Source organism: Serinicoccus profundi (genome assembly GCF_008001015.1).
In the GTDB taxonomy this organism is placed as follows: Bacteria; Actinomycetota; Actinomycetes; order Actinomycetales; family Dermatophilaceae; genus Ornithinicoccus; species Ornithinicoccus profundi.
On record NZ_CP042862.1, the window covers coordinates 3,404,212 to 3,422,826 of the forward strand.

Consider the following 18,615-nt stretch of genomic DNA (forward strand, 5'->3'; position numbering starts at 1 on the left):
AGCGGACCGACAATGTTCTATCGATTCTCGACGGACAGCAAAGACTGGAGACCTTACGCCGATTCTATGACGGCACCCATGGCGATCGCGTGTTCAAATTGGAGAACGTCGGCTATGAGTTCAAGGGGCTGACGTATCAAACGCTTCTAGCCCTGGACCTCGCCGAGGCGCGCTTCGGGCGTGAGCTCGGCGCGGAGACCGCCTCCGGTCGCAGCCCGGGCAAGAGCGCGACCCAGCGCAGGTGCCTGCTTGAACAAATTGTGACCGGCCACAAAAAAGACAGAGCCTGCCTCCCACACGGCCACGCCGTCCTCACTCCACGGGAGGTCGGTCACCCAGCAGTGAAGGAAGTCGCGCGGCTCTGGGTGGAGACCGGGCAGCGCCCGTGTCACGTATTCACGTGCGCGTTCGTCCAGCGATCGAATCGCCGCCGGGTCGATGAAAGTTCCGTCGTCGCGGACGCCGACGGTGTCGCTTAGTCCGACCGAATAGTTGCTGTTGCCCGGTAGCGGCGTCGCGTAGACGCCGACTTCGCCGAAGACGCCGCTACTGTCCTGCAGGCACGCGACTCGTGCCGGGGCGGCGTCTTTCACGTCGAAGGTCAGCCGGACGTGTGCCGCCAGGCGAACCGGCAGCGACAGGCCGACGCTGCGTGCCAGGCGGGCGGTTTCGCGGCCGGCGCACACGACCACCTTGGAGTAGACAGCCCGGTCGGTGACGCTGCGCACCTCGACCGTCCCGTCGGCGCGGGGATCGATGGAGATGACCTCACCGGTGGTGACCGCATTTGCGAGAGCACCCGTGAGTGCCGTGATCGCGGCGCGGGTGCGGATCGCGCCGCCCGACTTGTCGAGCACCGCTGGCCCTGAGTAGCCAGCGAGCAGCGGCATCCGCTGGGCGACCTCGGCCGGGTCGATCTCGTGCGCTTCCACGCCGCCGACCTGGTCGAGAACCCGCAGCCGCGCCAGGGCGCTGTCTCCGATCGCCACGACGCCGTCTGATGAGACCAGCTCGACGTCGAAGTGCTCGGCCCACTCATCCCATACGCCGCGGCTTTCGCGCGCGAAAGTGACGAGTCGCGGGTCGTCGTGGGCATGCCGGAAGATCCGCGACTCGCCTGCGGACTGACCCATCCCGGGCAGACCAGCCTCGTACAACCGCACCGGCACGCCCTGCTCTCGCAGCGCGTACGCCGTCGACAGACCGACGATCCCGCCCCCGATCACGGCAACTTCGGGTGAGTGTGCCTCGGCGGCGCCGTCATTCAAGTTCTTCATGACAGTTCATAGCAATCTGTAGGGGGACGTGCAATGGACGCAAGAGAGGCCGCTGCGACGTCGTCAGCGGGCTGTGTCAGCCCGAAGCTACTGCGTGCAGCGACCCCTCCTGTCTGGGCCAGTACTCCCGGTCTGTGGTGTCAGGCGGGGAGTTTGGAGCCCAGTACGTCCAGCTTCTCGATCGTGGGTTCGGAGAACAACGTGCCGGTCTGCTCGCCGAGAGCTACCGCAACAGGACCGGACAGGTGGGCGTCACGTCCGGCGTCGTCGGGGAACACGTCGAAGATCCCGAACGAGGTCGGCCCGAGGCGGATCGCGAACCACGCGGTGGTCGCCTGCTCGTCCTCGACAAGCGCACGGCCGCTGTCGAGGAACTCCTTCACGGCGTCCTCCTTGCCGGGCAGCGCGTCAAACCTGACCAGCAGTCCCTTGGTCACACTCATGACTTCTCCTCTTCGTTTGTCGTGGTGCCCGCGAGGTGGGACACGATCGCCTCGGAGAACGCCGGCAGGTCCTCCGGCGAGCGGCTGGTGATGAGATTCTTGTCGATCACCACGTCCTGGTCGACGACGTCGGCGCCGGCGTTGCGCAGGTCGGTGCGAATGCTCGGGTACGACGTCAGGGTGCGACCCGCGGCCACGCCGGCCTCGATCAACGTCCACGGCCCGTGACAGATCGCCGCCACCGGCTTGCCGCTCTCGACGAAGCCGCGGACGAAGGAAACGGCGCCCTCGTCGACCCGGAGCTGGTCGGGGTTAACCGTGCCGCCGGGAAGCAACAGGGCGTCGTAGTCGCCCACCGAGGCGTCGGCGACCAGCCCGTCGACGGTGAACGTGCCCGCTTCATCCAGGTCGTTCTTTCGGGCCTTGATCTCGCCGTCGTGGATCGAGAGGACCTCGGTCTGAGCGCCCGCGCGGTCCAGTACTTCGCGGGGTTGCTCGAGCTCAACGCGTTCGACGCCGTCGGCGGCGAGGATCGCGACCCTCTTGCCCTGAAGATCTGCTGCCATATCAGTTTGCCTTCTTTCCGTTTGACATGCCGGGCTTGATGACGACCTTGGTCCAACCCTCGGACCTGGAGTCGAAGTTCCTGTAGGCGTCGGCAGCCTGATCCAGCGAGATCTCGTGGGAGACGATCCAGGACGGCTTCGCCTTGTCAGCCGCGATGAGGTCTCGCAGCCGGCGGTTGTACCTCTTGACCGGGCACTGACCGTTGCCCATGGTCTGTCCCTTGAACCAGTGGGTGCCGAAGTCGATGGCCGCCTTGCCCTGCTTGGCCAATTCGCCCTTGGCCCCCGGGTCCTCGGGGACGAACACGCCGACGGTGCCGATCCCGCCGGTGAACCGGACCGAGTTGATGAGCATGTTCAAGGTGGCAGCCGGGTCTTCGTTGCCCTCAGGGTCGTGGGCCTGGTAGCCGACACACTCGCAGCCACGGTCGGCTCCGAGCCCCATGGTCTCGTCCAGCACAGCCTGCACGGGGTCGACCTTGGAGTCGTCGATGGCGATCGCTCCGATCTGCTCGGCCAGCGCGAGCCGGTCGGGGTGGCGATCGACCACCATCACCTTCGCGGCGCCCTTGATCGTCGCGGACAGGGCGGCCATCAGTCCCACGGGGCCGGCCCCGGCGATCACGACGCTGTCGCCCGGGATCACGCCGGCCATCTCGGTGGCGTGGTAGCCGGTGGGGAAGATGTCGGAGAGCATGACGTAGTCGTTCTCCTTGTCCTGCGCGTCTTCACCCAGGCGCAGCGCGTTGTGGTCGCCGAAGGGCACCCGGAGCAGTTACGCCTGCCCGCCACCGTACGGGCCCATTTCGGCGAAGCCGTAGGCCGCACCGGCGGCCGATGGGTCGGGTTGCGTCGTCAGGCAGTAGTTCGTGAGCCCGCGCTCACAGTTCTTGCAGAACCCGCACGAGATGTTGAACGGCAGCACGACCCGGTCGCCCACCTTGACCTTCTCCACGCCCTGGCCGACCTCCACCACCTCTCCCATGTTCTCGTGACCGAACGTCCGGCCCTTCTCGAAGGAGGTCCGCCCCTCGTACATGTGCAGGTCCGAACCGCAGATGTTGGTCGTCGTGACCTTGACCAGCACATCGGTGGGCCGTTCGATCTCGGCGTCCGGAACATCCGTGACTGCGACATCGCGCGGTCCCTGATAGACAACAGCCTTCATAGTGAACCTCCAAGCGTTGCGGGGTGACTGTCCGAACCTACGCGCTCCACCGACAAGATGCGCGCCGAGCCACACCTCCGGGTTCACGGGTGAGCCGCTCTCGACCTGACAGTCACCGCCCGGCTCATCGTGCGCCGCGTCAAGCGCTTCAACCCCACGGCGACCAGCACAGGACAGGACGAGCTGTTCGCGACCTGGCGCCACCACGCCGTGTTCACCGACTCAACCCTGTCGATGCTGGGCGCGGAGGCATCCCACCGCGACCACGCGATCGTCGAGCAGGTCATGGCCGACCTGAAGTCCGGCCCGCTCGCCCACGCCCCCAGCGGGTCCTTCTGCACCAACGGTGCCTGGACGGTGCTGGCCGCGATCGCGTTCAACCTGAACCGCGCTGCCGGCGTCCTGGCCTCGGCCCGGCACGCCCGTGCCCGACCAGCCACGATCCGGGACCAGCTGATCAAGATCCCGGCCCGGATCGCCAACCGCGCCCGACGTCTCCACCTGCACCTGCCCATGCACCGGCCCTGGCAGGACGCCTGGCAACGCCTCCACGACGCCGCCTACGCCGCGGCTGAACCCCGCCCCTGCCCCTACGAGGAACGACCCCACGTGGAAGAGCCGGGCAGACCGGCGAATTCCCCCTGCCCCGAACCCGGACCCACCTCCCAGACCGATCTCCGACATTCCGGACGACGTTCACGAAACCCGCTCGGCGGATCGAGGCTCAGGCCCCGACTACACCCTCCATTGTGAAGAGCCCTCATGGGTCTTCACCGTCACGGGTGGGTTCGAGGCCCAGCCTCTCGCAGACCGCACCGAGGTCGTAGGCCTTCACGTGTTCCCACAGGGAGTGGGCGATGGCCTCTCGCAGCGACTCGGGCTTAGGCCGGGGGTGAGGACGGAGGTCGGTCACGAACGATCAGTCCTCCGTCGGATGGATGACCGAGCGTAACGCAAACCAACAGTAACCCATAACGTGCAGTTTATGACACATACGAACCTCGTTTGTGACATCTTCGCTACATCTCGACAACAAGTGCCTAGAAGTTGCTCGCCATATTGGTGAACCGACTGTAGTGGCCCTGAAAGGCCACGACGACCGTGTCGGTGGGCCCGTTTCGGTGCTTCGCCACGATGACGTCAGCCTCTCCCTCACGGGGTGACTCGCGTTCGTAGAGGGACTCGCGGTGCAGGAGGATGACGACGTCCGCGTCCTGCTCGATCGAGTTGTGGACGGCGATGCCGTTTCCGACGAAGTTGTGGCCGCCGAGCACCGTGGCGTCGTAGACGTCCTCTACCCCGACCAGTTCGACCGAGCGGACCTGATCCCAGAAGACGTCGTTCACCGCGTAGAGCTCCAGCTCGGCGCTGTCGAGGACCGTGGCGATCTGCCCCAGCCTCTCCCGAGACGGCGCGTGCTTGTAGAAGGTGCTTCCGCAGTACTGCGTGCCCACAGCTGCCTGGAACTCACGCGTCGTCATTCCGCGCTCACCCATGACGCGACGCACGTCACCCCATACCTCTCGCGGCACGGTGTCGACGTTGGTGTTGGCCTGGCGCTCCCGGATGACCTCCAGCAACTGCGCCGCAGATGCAGACCGTCCCCCGAAGACACCGATCTCCTGCAGGAAGCGCCGTTGGCTGTCGACTCCAGAGATGTCCAACGCATAGCCGTCCCGATAGCCAGACTTCTTCACCGTCCGCAGCCGGGTCGAGATCCCGAACCGCAACAGCAGGCGACTGACGTCATCCACCAACCGACGTGAGGTCGAGGCGTAGTAGATGCGGCCGCCGCTCTGGTGCTTGTTCACCGTGACCGAGCCGTCCGTCGACCAGAGGTGGTGGAGAAAGAGACTGATCTGGCGCTTCGAGAGCCGGAACACCGGATCTGGGACGAACTTCTCGTGGCTTCGCTTGTCGAACACTCCCAAGCCATCGAGCCACTCGGCGATCGGGTTCCGTCTCCCGCGGGCCAGACGGAACGGAGCCCTGAGACGAAGGGTCGTGCACCGAGCGGCGGCGTACTCGTCGCGCACCGCCACCACCCCGAAGGACAAGGCGGCCGTCGTCACGGCGCGCAGGTTCTCTTCATCGATCGAGGCGTAGCGCATCGGCTGACGCTTGAGCATCGAGCCGTCGCCGAGCATGTGCGCGAGCAGGACCACATGGTTGTCGTCGTCCCACGGCTCATGCACCTCGGGGGCCGGCACGTGCCTGGGCGCCGCGATGCGGTCACCCTCGCGAAGATCGCCGAGCTGCTTCCAACCGTCGTAGGTCAGGAAGGGGTGGTTCTCGGTCGCTGTCACCGTCTTGCCGGAGGTCAGCGTCAGACGGAAGACCGGCTTCGTCCCCGTCGCGAACACGTGGGTGAGGTGGCGCCGGACATACCGCAACGACTCGTCCAGCGACCAGACCGGGACGTCCGTCGCCCCCTGCTCGTGAAGCTCACCCAGCGTGACCTCGGCGCCGGTGTCAGCACGCAGCACTCGGGTGTCAGCCGTGAGACACCCCGATTCACGCAGGTCACTCATCTGCGGCTTCTTGTCCGTCCGCTGCTCGGGCCCACGGTTCAGCTGCGAGAGCGCGATGACCGGCACCTCGAGCTCCTTGGCCAGAAGCTTGAGTGCACGGGAGAACTCCGCGACCTCCTGCTGACGGGACTCGACGCGCTTGCCCGAGCTCATGAGCTGCAGGTAGTCGATGATCACCATGCGCAGGTTGTTGCGCTGCTTGAGCCGGCGGCACTTGGCGCGGATCTCCATGAGCGACATGTTGGGGCTGTCGTCGATGAAGAGCGGCGCGTCGGTGATCCGGCCCTGGGTCTCGGCCAGGCGGGTCCAGTCGCGGTCGCGCATGTTGCCCTTGCGCATGTTCTGCAGCGGGATCTCCGACTCGGCCGACAGGAGCCTCATGGTGATCTCGGTGCGGCTCATCTCCAGCGAGAACACAACGGTCGCCATCTGGTGCTTGATGGCGGCCGCGCGGGCAAAATCTAATGCGATGGTCGACTTACCGACAGCCGGTCTAGCCGCGATGATGATCATCTGCCCGGGGTGCAGGCCGTTGGTCAGCTCGTCCAGCTCGGTGAAGCCGGTGGGCACCCCCGTCATCTCCCCCGACGACCCGGCGGCGTGCTCGATCTCGTCCATCGTGGGCTCGATGAGCATGCCGAGCGGGTGGTAGTCCTCACCGCCACGTTTGTCGGCGACGGCATACACCTCGGCCTGGGCGGCGTTGACGATGTCCTCGACGTCACCGCCCTGGTAGCCGATCTGCACGATCCTGGTGCCCGCGTCGACGAGCCGGCGCAGCACCGCGCGCTCGGCGACGATCTCGGCGTAGAACGCGGCGTTAGCCGCCGTCGGGACCTCGGCGATGAGCTGGTGGAGGTATGCCGTGCCACCGATCCGCTGCAGGTCGCCCCGCTTGGTCAGCTCGTCGCCGACGGTGATCGCATCGACCGGCTCGCCGCGCGAGTAGAGGTCGACGCAGGCCTCGAAGATGCTCTCGTGGGCCGGGCGGTAGAAGTCGTGGGCCTTGACCATCTCCGAGCACTCGGCGATGGCGTCCTTCGACAGCATCATCGAGCCGAGGGCGCTGCGCTCGGCGGCGACGTCCTGCGGGGGCAGGCGATCCTCGGGACCACCCCCGGAGCCCTGGTCGGGTGGCCCGTAGACCTCCATCTCGCTCAGCGCCATACTGTCTCCACACCCTCGAAATGTTGCGTGGGGCCCAGTCCAGCACCGAGCACCGACAGACCTCACGCCAACCGACAACCGAGTCACCGTACGGCCAACCTCGCCGCCGCGCACCATCCCCCTGTGCACGAGGGTGTGGACAGCCTGGGGACGACGTGGGGACAGGACGACAACTCTCCAGTACCCCCTGTGGACGACGAGTGTGGACATCGAGGCAGTTTTATCGACAGACCCCCTCTGACCTGGGATGCAACTCATCACAACCTGTGGATAAAAACTTCTTCCACCCCGCCTGCCCACATCCCCCCTCCTGCCCCACGGGACCCTCCCGCGCGGGTGACAGACTCGGTCCCGTGAGACGTCGGAGAGAGTCGGACGCGGGGTCCGCGGGGCAGGCCCGGGAGATCCTGCGGCTGGCCGTGCCGGCCTTCCTGGCCCTCGTCGCCGAGCCGCTCTTCCTGCTCGCCGACTCTGCCATCGTCGGCCACCTCGGCACCTCCGCCCTCGCCGGTCTCGGCGTCGCGAGCGCGGTGCTGCTCACCGCCGTCAACATCTTCGTCTTCCTCGCCTACGGCACCACCGCGGTCGTCGCCCGGCGGCTCGGCGCCGGCGACCAGCGGGGCGCGATCAGCGCCGGGGTCGACGGCATCTGGCTGGCCCTGCTCCTGGGCACGCTCGGTGCCGTCGGCACGGCGCTCTTCGCGGCGCTTCTGGTGCAGGTCTTCGGGGCGGGCCCCGACGTCGCGGCCGAGGCGGTGACCTACCTGCGCTGGTCGGCCCTCGGCATACCCTCCATGCTCGTCGTCCTCGCCGCGACCGGCGTCCTGCGGGGCCTGCAGGACACCCGCACGCCACTCGTCGCCGCTGTCGTCGGCTTCACCGCCAACGCCGCGCTGTCGCTCCTCCTCGTCCACGGGGTGGGGTGGGGCATCGCGGGTGCCGCGATCGGTACCGTCATCGCCCAGACCGGTATGGCGCTCGCCCTCGTCCTCATCGTCGTCCGGGGGGCGCGCCGGCTGGGGTCGTCGCTGACCTTCCACGGGGCCGGCGTGCTGCGGGCGGCGCGCGGCGGCATACCCCTGCTCGTGCGGACCATCGCCCTGCGCGCGGCCCTGCTCGTCACGACGTGGTCGGCCGCCGGGCTCGGCGACGAGCAGCTCGCCGCCCACCAGGTCGCGATGACGGTCTGGTCGACGCTCGCCTTCGCGCTCGACGCCCTCGCCATCGCCGCCCAGGCGCTGACCGGCAAGACCCTCGGCGCCAGCGACGTCGAGGGCACCCGCGCCGCCACGACCCTCATGCTGCGCTGGTCGGTGTGGTTCGGCGCCGCCCTCACCCTGCTCGTCCTCGTGCTGCACCGCGTCATCCCGCTCGGCTTCAGCCAGGACCCCGACGTGCGCACCGCGCTCGCCGCCGCCCTTATCGTCGTCGCGCTCGGGCAGCCGATCGCCGGCATCGCCTTCATCCTCGACGGCGTCCTCATCGGCGCCGGAGACACGCGGTGGCTCGCGTGGGCCCAGACCGCCGCGACCCTGGCCTACCTGCCCATGGTCCTGGGCGTGCGGCTCAGCGGTGCGGAGGGGACGACCGGGCTGGTCTGGCTGTGGATCGCCTTCACCGGCTTCATGACGGCGCGCGCCCTGCTGCTGTGGTGGCGCGCCCGCGGCGAGGCCTGGATGGTCGTCGGCGCCGAGCGCTGAGGCGTGCCGTCTGGGCACCTGAGCAAGGTGGGTCTGCACGCTGCACCATGGCCATGGTGCAGCGTGCGGTCCAGGCTTGCCCAGGTCTGCGGCGGAGACCGCCACTCAGCGCCGCAGCGTCGTGCACCCGTCGAGGGCCACGAGCAGCTCGGCGAGACCGGGGTAGCGCGCGGGCCTGCCCTCCACCGGCGCCTCGCCGGGCTCGGTGTCCTCCTGGCAGTGCCGGGTCGCCTCGGCCACCCGCTCGTCCAGGGAACCGAGCATGTCCTCCCGGCTGGCCGGCGACAGGACCCAGCCCAGCGGCGCCTCGACCGCGGGACGGCTGGCCTGCGTGACGACATACACCGTGGGGAGGTCGGGGCGCACCGCGGTGGTCAGCTCGTGCGCCCGCTGGAGCAGCGCCGAGGTGCCCTTCTGCGTGGTCGCGGCGTTGCTGTTGCCGATGAGCGGGACGAGCGCCTCGGCCACCGGCTCCGGCGGCGGCTGCACGAGGTCGCTGCCGCGGCCGTTGTCGAGGTAGACGACGATTGGCACGACGCGGGCGTCCGGGGCCTGCTCGGCCACCTGCGCCAGCAGCCGGGGCGCCAGGTCGACGACGGTCCCGAGCCCGCTGCCCTCGGCATACCCACCGTCGATGAGCTGGGCCTGCGGCGCGTCACCGCACGGGCCCACCACGCCCGACGGCGTCACGTAGGGGAAGCGCGCGGAGGTCATCGACGAGGTCGACGCGGGCACCGACCCGACGCAGTGGTCGCTCTCGCCGGTGGCGGCCTCGCCCTCCGGCGGGAGGTAGTCGGCATAGAAGTCACGGCTGTAGGCCAGCGGAGAGCCCAGGTCGGCGCAGTCGGAGACCGGGCCCGAGCCGAGCGCGACCTGGCTGACGAGCACCCGGCAGCCCGAGGAGGTCGCGGTCGAGTTGAGCACGAGCGCACCGCTCAGCTCACCCTCGGCGCGCTCCTGCGGCGGGTCGAGGAAGTCGGCCTCGAGCCCCGGAGCGCTCTTCTCCCACGACAGCTCCATGAGCGCGCCCCGGTCGTGCCAGCCCTCGCCCTCGGCGTCGGACCCGGCGGGCAGGCCGGTGACGGCATACACCGGGTCGCGCAGCAGAAGACCGAGACTGCCCTGCGCCAGCGCGTCCGGCCCACCCATCGTCCAGACCTCGTCGACGGCCGTGGCCTGGTCGTCGGCGAACCTGCTCACCGCCAGCCCGACCGAGCCCCCGCTGACGCCGCTGGCGACGAGCACTCCGTCGAGTCCGCAGGGGGTGTGGTCGCGGATCTCCTCGAGGGCGGCCGCGCTCCAGTATGCCGCCCGGATCCCGCCTCCCTCGGCCGCGACGAGGACCATCGGCCGGGCCGGTCCCTGCGGGGTCTGGACCTGGCAGTCATCGGTGCGCTCCAGCCAGTCGCCCACGACCTCCGACAGGGGCGCGGGGCGCAGGGCCGGGGTGTCGGCGTCGCCGGCGAGCGAGCCGCGGATGCCGTGCAGCTGGTAGCTGCTGCCGGGGATGAGCGCCGCGACGACGACCGCGGTGAGCAGGATCGCGACCGGCGCCTCGCGGAGCCTGAGCGCGGGCCACCAGAAGATCTGCGGTGGTGCGTAGAACTGGTGCAGCACCACGCTCGAGCCGATCATGAGCATGAGGGCGCCCAGCCCGAGCATGACCACCCCGATGACGCCGAGCACGGCCGACAGCCGGACCGGCCACACGAGCAGGGCCAGCAGGACCGCGGTGCTCACGAGGATGAGTGCCCAGGCCAGCCGCCACAGCCGCCGCGAGCCGGGCTGCGTGGGCTGCCCCCACGCGCCGACGGCGTCCTCTGCGACGACCGTGCTCGTGCCCTCACCGGGGGTGAAGAGGTCGCCGACGCCCGGCAGGCCCTGCAGCCGCTGGATGACGCGCGGCCCCACCCACCAGACGCAGATCGCGGCCGCCAGGCCCAGGGCTGGCAGGCACCGCTGCAGCGGGGTGCCCTCGCCGAGGACGGTCAGCACCAGGTGGGACCGGATGAGCGCTAGCGACCCGACGACCAGCCCGCTCAGGGCGAGGATGTCGCCGAGGCGACGGACCTGCGCGGCGGTGGCCGCGTCATACCTCGAGGGGGCGGGAGCGGCGAGCCCCGGCGCGCGGCGGCCGGTCAGCCACGACCCGACGACGATGAGCACCGGGACGGCGACGAAGCTGCCCAGCGACACCCACCGCACCCCACCCGTCCCTTCGAGCGCCACCCAGCCCCACAGGGCCAGGACGAGCACCGGACCGAAGAGCCACTGGCGCAGGGCGGGCGCGGGGCGATGCACGAGGTCGTCGGGGTCCGCGACGACCCGGCGCGCGACGTTGTCGGCCATGAGGCGCCCGAGCAGGACCAGGCCGAGCGTGATGAGCAGCAGCAGGACGGAGGCCAGCAGCGCGTGCACCCAGCCGGGCACGAGCGTGCGCCCGTCACCGGTGGCGAACCACGTGCGCTGGATGTCCGGCAGCTGGTCGAGGATGCCGCTGCCCGGCACCAGGGCCAGCAGCGCGACCGGGGCGAAGGCCAGCGCCGAGAAGCGCTGGGCATAGACCGCGCGGCCGCGGCGCCCGAGCCAGGTGCGGCCGACGGGGGTGCCGAGCAGGCAGTAGGCGAGCTGGGTGAGCACGGCCAGCACCAGCGCCCACTTCACGGCGCTCGCCCACGCGGCGGCTCCGACGAGCAGCCCGGGTGGCGCCTCGCCGGCCGGACCGAGGACGAGCAGGGCCAGCAGGGCGTTCTCGGTGAGGTCGGCAGCGACCGCCGCCCACACCAGCCAGGGCCGGGGCCAGGTGAGCATCCGCAGCGGGGCGTGCGTCGGCACGGCCCCACGCGCCAGGACGCGGCGCAGCAGGAGCCACAGCAGCAGCCCGTAGGTCAGCGCGAAGGCCACGTCCAGCCCGAGCCATACCCCGACGAGGAGGTCCGCCTGCCCCGTGACGGCGGACTCCACCAGGGTGCCCGTGTCGTCCCGCTGCGCGGCGAGCTGGTGGATCGCCAGCCACGGCTGGGACGTCGACCACGGCACCGGGAGCGGCAGCCGGGGCGAGCTCACCTCGGCCAGCCCCAGGGAGAACCCCTCCGGACCCGCCTGGACCATCCGGATGAGCCGGTCGATCTCGGTCAGGGAGATGAGGAGTGCACCGCAGATCGTGAGCAGGATCAGCGTGCGGCGGGGCAAGGTCGTCGGGGCCATGGCACTCCAGGTGGTCTCTCGCGGTGTCGCGTGCTGATGAGAGCCCTGTCGTGCGCAGTGGATACCTGCAGGTGGAGATCAGCCGACCGCGTTGCGTCCGGGCAACCTGAGCAAGCAGGCGTTGCTCCAGGACAACCTGAGCAAGCTGAGTCCCTACGCTCCACCATGGCCATGGTGCATCGTGCGGACCACGCTTGCTCAGGTTGGTCCCACCGAGAAGAGCGTGCTCAGGTCGCGGTGGGGCCCGGGCCCCCGTGCTCGGCATCGCCGCGCCGCCGACCGACGTGCACCTCCGTGGGCGCGATCTGGCCGGTGCGGAAGCCCGCGCGGCCGACCATGTGCGACCCGGCCGGGATGGTGAGCAGCTGGAACAGCGCGATGAGCACGAGCATCCCGACGTCCAGCCCGCTGCGGGTGCGCAGCCCCACGCCGAGGATCACGAGGAGCACGCCGAGCACCTGCGGCTTGGTGCCCGCGTGCATGCGCGTCAGCAGGTCCGGGAAGCGCAGCAGGCCGATCGCCGCCGCCAGGCACAGCAGGGCGCCGAGCATGAGGCAGACCAACCCGGCCAGATCGAGCGCGTCACCCAGACTCATCGCTCCTCCTCCCGCGGCACGTCGGTGTCGCGCGCCACGAAGCGCGCCACGGCCACCGACCCGAGGAAGCCCACGAGCGAGAGCGAGATGAGCAGCGGCAGCGTCGTCCAGGCCTCGGTGAGTGCGGCATACGCCCCCAGCGCGCACACGACGATCGACACGAGGACGTCGGTCGCGACGACGCGGTCCAGCACGCTCGGCCCGCGCGTGATCCGCACCAGCGTCAGCGCCGCCGACACCGCCAGCAGCGCGCCGATGATCCAGGTCAGCACCGTCTCCACGAGGTCGAGGCTCATCCGTCCACCTCCTCGGGGGTATGCCGTCGCCGCCGCGGGTCGAGCAGCGACTCGGGGTCGGGGTGGAAAGCGCGCAGGATCCGGGCCTCCTGGGCCCGCACCTTGTGCCGCACGCGCTCGGCCTCCGCCCGGGTGCGCACGTCGAGCGCGTGCAGGGTGAGCAGCCCGGTGCTCGGCTCCAGGTCGATGACGACCGAGCCCGGCACCAGCGACACCATCTCCGCGGTCAACGTCTGCAGGAAGGCGTCGTCACTGACCAGCTCGAGGTCCATGACCACGCCGTGGGCCACCGGCCCGGGCCGCACCGCCAGCCAGGCCACCTCGACCGAGGCACGCACGAGGTCGGAGAGGAAGCGCCCCACGAGCACCAGCAGGCCGACCGGGTGCACCCGCAGGCGTAGGTCCACCCGCGGCAACGGGAAGAGCAGCAGCACGAGCAGCCCGACGAGGACACCGCCGAGCAGGTTGAGCGGGTTGAGCGAGCCCCACAGCAGCACCCACACGGCGGTCAGCCAGAGCAGGGCCCACGGCGAGACCCCCGGCAGCCGGCGCGCCGCGCGCCCGTTGTGCCGTCCACGCCTGCGGCCCGTCGCCCGCCCGCTCACGGCGTCACCCCCGACCCCAGCACGGCCACGACGTAGGGCTCGCGCAGCATGAGGTCGACCGCGGCCCGGGTGGCGACGTCGAACAACGGACCCGCCACGAGCGTCAGCGCCAGACCCACGCCGACCAGCGCCGTCGTCGGCGCGAGCACGCCCACCCCGAGCGCCCCGTGATGACCGCCGCGCACCGGCCCGCGCCCGGTGATGCCCTTGGCGTTCTCGGACCAGAAGGCGCGCCCCCAGACCTTGGCCACGGCATACAGCGTGAGCAGCGAGGTGAGCACCGACCCGGCGACGAGCACGAGCGCCAGCCACGACCCGTCGGCGACGCCCGCCTGCACCAGCCCCACCTTGCCGAGGAAGCCGCTGAACGGCGGGATGCCCGCGAGGTTCATGGCCGGGATGAAGAAGAGCAGCCCCACCACCGGCGAGATCCGCGCGAGGTCCCCGAGCCGCGTGCTGTCCGAGGAGCCGCCGACCCGCTCGACCAGGCCGACGACGAGGAAGAGCGTCGTCTGCACGGTGATGTGGTGGATGACGTAGAAGATCGCCGCGGCCAGCCCGTGCGTGCTGCCCAGGGCGATGCCGAAGATGAGGAAGCCGATGTGGCTCACCAGGGTGAAGCTGAGCATCCGCTTGATGTCGTCCTGCGCGATGGCGCCGAGGATGCCGACGATCATCGTCAGCAGCGCCGCCACCAGCAGCAGGTCGGAGAACTGCCCCCCGGGGAAGAGCAACGTCTGGGTCCGGATCATGGCGTAGACCCCGACCTTGGTGAGCAGCCCAGCGAAGACCGCGGTGACCGGCGCGGGGGCGGTGGGGTAGGAGTCGGGCAGCCAGCCGGACATCGGGAAGACCGCCGCCTTGACCGCGAAGCCGATGAGCAGCATGACCTGCAGCAGCGCCGCGGTACCGGGCGCGATCTCCCCCATCCGGTCGCTGAGCAGCGCCAGGTTGATCGTCCCGGTGGCGGCGTAGACCATGCCGATCGCGGCCAGGAAGATCAGCGAGCTGAGCAGCGAGACCAGCACGTAGGTCGTGCCCGCGCGTACCCGCTCGACCGTGCCGCCCAGGGTCAGCAAGACGAAGCTCGCGGCCAGCAGCATCTCGAAGCCGACGTAGAGGTGGAACAGGTCGCCGGAGATGAAGGTCGTCGTCACGCCCGCCGCCAGCACCAGCAGCGAGGGGTGGAAGACCGGCAGCGGCGAGTGCCCGTCGCTCTCGTCGTCGAAGCTGCTGGCGCCCTGCCCGATCGAGTAGGTCAGCACCGCCAGGGTCACCGTGGTCGACACGATGACCATGAGGGCGGCGAGCCGGTCGACGACGAGCACGATGCCCTCGGTCGCGGTCCACCCCCCGACGAGCATGACCTGCGGCCCCTGGGTGTCGCTCGCCCACAGCAGCACCGCCGCGAGCACGGCCATGCCGGACAGCGCGGTGAGGCTCACGGCGCGCTGCACCGCCGTGCGTCCGGCGGCGGCGAGGGTCAGCCCGGCGCCGATGAGGGGCAGCACGACGAGCAACGGCACCATCCAGCTGTATGCCGTGGTCATGGCGACCCCTCCCCGCGCGGCTCGTCGTCCTGCGTGGTGCGCCCATGGTCGGCGGCGACCGCTTCGTCGCCGTCGTCGTCCACCTCGACGTCGTGCGCCTGGTCGGCACCCGGCCCCAGGTCGTCGGCCTCGGCGCGCGCGTGGATGCGGGCGGACTCGGTGTCGTCGCTGACGAGGTCGTCCCGGGCGAGCTGCCAGCCACGGTGGGCCAGGGCCAGGACGAAGGCGGTCATCGCCAGGGTGATGACGATCGCGGTGAGCACCAGGGCCTGCGGCACCGGGTCGGCCATCGGCCCGCCGTCGCCGGCCCCGACGATCGGCGGCGACCCGGCCGGACCGGAGCCGATGATGAAGACGAGGTTGACGCCGTTGCCCATAAGCAGGAAGCCCATGAGCGCGCGGACCAGCGAGCGCGACAGGAAGAGGTAGGCGCCGGCGCCGACCAGCACGCTGGCGACCAGGACGAGGGTGAGGTTCGGCGTCATCGGCTCGCCTCCTCGAGCTGCTCACGCTCGCGCGCGATCTGGGCGTCGATGCCGGACCCGAGGCTGCGCAGCACGTCCAGCATCAGGCCGATGACCACGAGATAGACCCCGATGTCGAAGAGCAGCGAGGTCACGAGGTGGACCTCGCCGATGAGCGGGATGGTGAGGTAGGTGTCCCAGGTCCGCAGCGCGGCGCTCCCCAGCAGCATGGGGATGACGGCCGACCCGGCCGCGATGAACAACCCGGTCCCGAGCAGCGCGGCGGGCATGACGGGCAGCGCGGCGCGCAGCTCATACCCCCGACCGGCGAGGAACCGCAGGCACAGCGCCAGCCCGGCCATGATCCCGGCCGCGAACCCGCCACCGGGCTGGTTGTGCCCGGCGAGCAGCAGGTAGACCGACCACAGCAGGATCGTGTGGAAGACGAGCCGGGTGACGATCTCGAGGATGACCGAGCGGCGCTCAGGGCCCAGCCGGTCGGCGACGGTGATCCACCGGCTGACCGGCAACGACCCGGTGTCGGTCTCGACCGGTCGCGCGCGCAGCCCGGCGCGCGCACCGCGGGCGGTCCGCAGCCCCGCGCGGACACCCTCCAGCGCCTCGCCCCTCAGCCACACCAGGCTGGCCACGCCCGTGGCGCAGGCCAGGACCACCGACAGCTCGCCCATGGTGTCCCAGGCGCGGACGTCGACGAGGATGACGTTGACGATGTTCTTGCCCGCGCCGTAGTCGACCGACCGCTCGGGCAGCCCGATCCCGGCCGGGTCGTGCACCCGTGACGAGGTCGCCACCAGGGCGCCCAGCCCGACGACGGCGCCCACCGCCACCCCGAGGGTCGCGCGCAGCCGCCGGGTCAGACGGCTCGGGTCGTCGGGGAAACGCCCCGAGAGGCGCCGCAGCACGAGGACGAGCACGACGAGCGACACCGTCTCGACGAGGATCTGGGTCAGGGCAAGGTCGGGTGCCCCGTGCAGCAGGAAGAGCATCGCCGTGCCGTAGCCGGTCACCCCGACGAGGAAGACCGCCCGCAGCCGGCGCCGGGCGCGGGTGGCCAGGACGGCCGCGGCGATGACGAGGGCCGCCACGGCGACCTGCGCGGCGCTGTCGGCGATCCTGACCTCGGTCGGCCAGGGGGGCGCGCCCAGCAGCAGGACCGTCCCCGGGAGCAGCACGAGCACGATGAAGATCGTCCCGAGCAGGGCCGGCAGCGAGCCGCGGGACATGAAGCCGGTGGCCTCCAGGGCGGTGCGGTCCAGCCCCCGCATGATGAGCTGGTAGGTACGCCCCGCGTCGAACGGCAGCAGCGGGATCGGCACCTCGGCCGGGCGGCGGGCCTGCAGCCACCACCAGAGCCCGCCCAGCACCCAGACGCCGATCGAGACGAACAGCGCCGGCGACCACCCGTGCCAGAGCCCGAGGTGCACGCTCGGTCCGGCCACCTGCCCCACCGTCGAGGTATGCCGCTCCAGCACCCCTTCCAGCGGCAGCGAGGTCACCCCGAGGGCGAGTCCGGCGAGGGCCAGGGTGAGTGGGATCCCCACGAGGACCGGGCCGGGGGCGTGCCAGGGATGGTCGGCCGGCACCTGCGCCGGGGCCGGCTGACCGGCGGGCCGCTCCGGCGGCCGGGCGCCGTCGGTGAAGGCGCCCCAGACGAAGCGCAGCGAGTAGGCCATCGTCAGCACCGCCCCGGCCACGAAGACCACCGCGGTGGCGCCCTGCAGCGACCACCACCCGTCGGCGGGCTCCAGGAGGGCGGCGACCGCAGCCTCCTTGCCGACGAAGCCGAGCAGCACCGGCAGCCCGGCCATCGACATCGCGGCGAGCACCCCCGCGAGCGCCAACCACGGCGCCTGCTGACGCACCCCGCGCAGCCGCCGGATGTCGCGGGTGCCGGTGGCGTGGTCGATGGCCCCGGTCGTGAGGAAGAGCGAGGACTTGAAGAGCGCGTGCGCGAGCAGCAGGGTCAGCCCGGCCAGCGCGGTGGCCTCGCTGCCGTAGCCGAGCAGCAGCACGAGCATGCCCAGCTGGCTCACCGTGCCATAGGCGAGCAGCAGCTTGAGGTCGAGCTGGCGGGTCGCCCGGACGCCGCCGAGCAGCATCGTCAACCCCCCGAGCACGAGGACCATGACCTGCCACACCGGCACGTCGGCATACCCCGGCGCGAAGCGCGCGACGAGGTAGACACCGGCCTTGACCATGGCGGCGGCGTGGAGGTAGGCGCTCACCGGGGTGGGGGCGGCCATCGCGCCGGGCAGCCAGAAGTGGAAGGGCACGAGGGCGGACTTGGTGATCGCGCCGACGAGGAGCAACCCGACACCCCAGGCGACGGATGTGGAGGTCGTGGGCGGGTCGGCGACGAGCTCGCTGATCCGGTAGCTGCCCGCCGCGTCGCCGAGGAGCACGATGCCGACCAGCATGCTCAGGCCTCCGGCGGCGGTGACCACCAGCGCCTGCCGGGCGGCCCGGGTGCTCGCCGCGCTGGTCGTGAGGTAGCCGACCAGGAGGTAGGACAGGACGGTCGTGATCTCCCAGAAGACGTAGAGCAGCAGGAGGTCGTCGGTGGTGACCAGGCCGAGCATCGCCCCGGCGAAGCCGACGAGCGCGCCCCCGAGCAGCCCGGGGCTCCCGGCCGTCGTGCTGACGTCGAGGTAGTGCCAGCAGTAGAGCAGGACCAGCGCCCCGACCCCGGCCACGACCAGGCTCATGAGCAGCGCGAGGGTGTCGAGGCGGAAGGACAGCGCCAGACCCAGGTCGGCGACCCAGGTGAGCTCCTCGACGCGCGGCGGGGCATCGGCGAGGAGGAAGGTCGCGGCGCCGGCGGCGGTGAGCGCGGGGAGCAGCGCCAGCACCGCGAACGCGCGGCCACCGAGCAGGCGCACCAACGTCGGCGCCAGCACGGCGGCGAGGAGGTGCGCTCCGAGGACGGTCAGGACCATGCTGACCTCCCCTATGGTGTATGACGTGTCCCGCAAGTCTACCGGCCGCGCGATGGTGCCCTGACGACGCACGGACGGCCCCGCACCC

General features: G+C 70.6%; 15 protein-coding genes. 2 read left to right on the forward strand and 13 right to left on the reverse strand.

Annotation, left to right across the window (positions count from 1 at the left end):
* Positions 1 to 146: 146 nt before the first annotated feature.
* From FA582_RS15975 to FA582_RS17315, 5 genes are all read right to left on the reverse strand, one after another.
* Complete coding sequence (locus tag FA582_RS15975) at positions 147 to 1,277, reverse strand: NAD(P)/FAD-dependent oxidoreductase (protein ID WP_010147219.1); 1,131 nt, start codon at positions 1,275 to 1,277, stop codon at positions 147 to 149.
* Positions 1,278 to 1,417: 140 nt separating this feature from the next.
* Positions 1,418 to 1,720 carry a putative quinol monooxygenase gene (locus FA582_RS15980; protein WP_010147220.1) on the reverse strand — a complete coding sequence of 101 codons (303 nt, stop codon included), beginning with the start codon at positions 1,718 to 1,720 and terminating at the stop codon, positions 1,418 to 1,420.
* Entirely contained in the window at positions 1,717 to 2,286 is a 570-nt protein-coding gene (locus FA582_RS15985) for a type 1 glutamine amidotransferase domain-containing protein (RefSeq protein ID WP_010147221.1), read from the reverse strand. The genes FA582_RS15980 and FA582_RS15985 overlap by 4 nt, the downstream gene beginning before the upstream one ends.
* Before the next feature lies 1 nt (position 2,287).
* A complete protein-coding gene (locus tag FA582_RS15990) occupies positions 2,288 to 3,052 on the reverse strand; it encodes a zinc-binding dehydrogenase (RefSeq protein WP_237707496.1) in 765 nt (254 codons plus the stop codon).
* 9 nt (positions 3,053 to 3,061) lie between these two features.
* Positions 3,062 to 3,454 carry an alcohol dehydrogenase catalytic domain-containing protein gene (locus FA582_RS17315; protein WP_237707497.1) on the reverse strand — a complete coding sequence of 131 codons (393 nt, stop codon included), beginning with the start codon at positions 3,452 to 3,454 and terminating at the stop codon, positions 3,062 to 3,064.
* Positions 3,455 to 3,583: 129 nt separating this feature from the next.
* Between FA582_RS17315 and FA582_RS15995 the strand changes: the two genes are divergently transcribed.
* Positions 3,584 to 4,207, forward strand: coding sequence for a transposase (locus FA582_RS15995; protein ID WP_010147222.1), 624 nt, complete (start codon positions 3,584 to 3,586; stop codon positions 4,205 to 4,207).
* A gap of 287 nt (positions 4,208 to 4,494) precedes the next feature.
* On the opposite strand, the gene FA582_RS16000 is transcribed toward FA582_RS15995, so the two are convergent.
* Entirely contained in the window at positions 4,495 to 7,152 is a 2,658-nt protein-coding gene (locus FA582_RS16000; protein ID WP_010147223.1) for a replicative DNA helicase, read from the reverse strand.
* Between the two features lie 353 nt (positions 7,153 to 7,505).
* Between FA582_RS16000 and FA582_RS16005 the strand changes: the two genes are divergently transcribed.
* A complete protein-coding gene (locus FA582_RS16005) occupies positions 7,506 to 8,852 on the forward strand; it encodes an MATE family efflux transporter (RefSeq protein WP_010147224.1) in 1,347 nt (448 codons plus the stop codon).
* A 105-nt stretch (positions 8,853 to 8,957) separates the two neighbouring features.
* Here the strand turns inward: FA582_RS16005 and FA582_RS16010 are convergent, their stop codons facing one another.
* The 7 genes from FA582_RS16010 to FA582_RS16040 all read right to left on the reverse strand — a co-directional run bounded on the left by FA582_RS16010 (position 8,958) and on the right by FA582_RS16040 (position 18,527).
* Positions 8,958 to 12,059 (reverse strand): hypothetical protein, encoded by a 3,102-nt coding sequence (locus FA582_RS16010; RefSeq protein WP_010147225.1) that lies wholly within the window; start codon positions 12,057 to 12,059, stop codon positions 8,958 to 8,960.
* A gap of 227 nt (positions 12,060 to 12,286) precedes the next feature.
* Positions 12,287 to 12,655, reverse strand: a complete 369-nt coding sequence (gene mnhG / locus FA582_RS16015) for a monovalent cation/H(+) antiporter subunit G (RefSeq protein WP_010147226.1) — start codon at positions 12,653 to 12,655, stop codon at positions 12,287 to 12,289.
* The gene (locus tag FA582_RS16020) at positions 12,652 to 12,951 is read right to left on the reverse strand and encodes a monovalent cation/H+ antiporter complex subunit F (RefSeq protein ID WP_010147227.1); all 300 of its coding nucleotides are present in this window, start codon (positions 12,949 to 12,951) and stop codon (positions 12,652 to 12,654) included. The genes mnhG and FA582_RS16020 overlap by 4 nt, the downstream gene beginning before the upstream one ends.
* Positions 12,948 to 13,556: a Na+/H+ antiporter subunit E gene (locus tag FA582_RS16025; RefSeq protein WP_010147228.1), complete on the reverse strand. Its 609-nt coding sequence runs from the start codon at positions 13,554 to 13,556 to the stop codon at positions 12,948 to 12,950. Before FA582_RS16025 ends, FA582_RS16020 begins: the two co-directional genes overlap by 4 nt.
* A complete protein-coding gene (locus tag FA582_RS16030; RefSeq protein WP_147899878.1) occupies positions 13,553 to 15,106 on the reverse strand; it encodes a Na+/H+ antiporter subunit D in 1,554 nt (517 codons plus the stop codon). The genes FA582_RS16025 and FA582_RS16030 overlap by 4 nt, the downstream gene beginning before the upstream one ends.
* Complete coding sequence (locus tag FA582_RS16035) at positions 15,103 to 15,591, reverse strand: Na(+)/H(+) antiporter subunit C (RefSeq protein WP_010147230.1); 489 nt, start codon at positions 15,589 to 15,591, stop codon at positions 15,103 to 15,105. Before FA582_RS16035 ends, FA582_RS16030 begins: the two co-directional genes overlap by 4 nt.
* Positions 15,588 to 18,527, reverse strand: coding sequence for a Na+/H+ antiporter subunit A (locus FA582_RS16040; protein WP_010147231.1), 2,940 nt, complete (start codon positions 18,525 to 18,527; stop codon positions 15,588 to 15,590). Before FA582_RS16040 ends, FA582_RS16035 begins: the two co-directional genes overlap by 4 nt.
* Between the last annotated feature and the right edge of the window lie 88 nt (positions 18,528 to 18,615).

Excerpts from the sequence above, each read along its gene's own strand:
- FA582_RS16030 (WP_147899878.1), bottom strand. The coding sequence starts at position 15,106 with ATGACCACGGCATACAGCTGGATGGTGCCGTTGCTCGTCGTGCTGCCC.
- FA582_RS15980 (WP_010147220.1), bottom strand. The coding sequence starts at position 1,720 with ATGAGTGTGACCAAGGGACTGCTGGTCAGGTTTGACGCGCTGCCCGGC.
- FA582_RS17315 (WP_237707497.1), bottom strand. The coding sequence starts at position 3,454 with ATGAAGGCTGTTGTCTATCAGGGACCGCGCGATGTCGCAGTCACGGAT.
- mnhG (WP_010147226.1), bottom strand. The coding sequence starts at position 12,655 with ATGAGTCTGGGTGACGCGCTCGATCTGGCCGGGTTGGTCTGCCTCATG.
- FA582_RS16020 (WP_010147227.1), bottom strand. The coding sequence starts at position 12,951 with ATGAGCCTCGACCTCGTGGAGACGGTGCTGACCTGGATCATCGGCGCG.
- FA582_RS16035 (WP_010147230.1), bottom strand. The coding sequence starts at position 15,591 with ATGACGCCGAACCTCACCCTCGTCCTGGTCGCCAGCGTGCTGGTCGGC.
- FA582_RS15985 (WP_010147221.1), bottom strand. The coding sequence starts at position 2,286 with ATGGCAGCAGATCTTCAGGGCAAGAGGGTCGCGATCCTCGCCGCCGAC.
- FA582_RS16010 (WP_010147225.1), bottom strand. The coding sequence starts at position 12,059 with ATGGCCCCGACGACCTTGCCCCGCCGCACGCTGATCCTGCTCACGATC.
- FA582_RS16040 (WP_010147231.1), bottom strand. The coding sequence starts at position 18,527 with ATGGTCCTGACCGTCCTCGGAGCGCACCTCCTCGCCGCCGTGCTGGCG.
- FA582_RS16000 (WP_010147223.1), bottom strand. The coding sequence starts at position 7,152 with ATGGCGCTGAGCGAGATGGAGGTCTACGGGCCACCCGACCAGGGCTCC.
- FA582_RS15975 (WP_010147219.1), bottom strand. The coding sequence starts at position 1,277 with ATGAAGAACTTGAATGACGGCGCCGCCGAGGCACACTCACCCGAAGTT.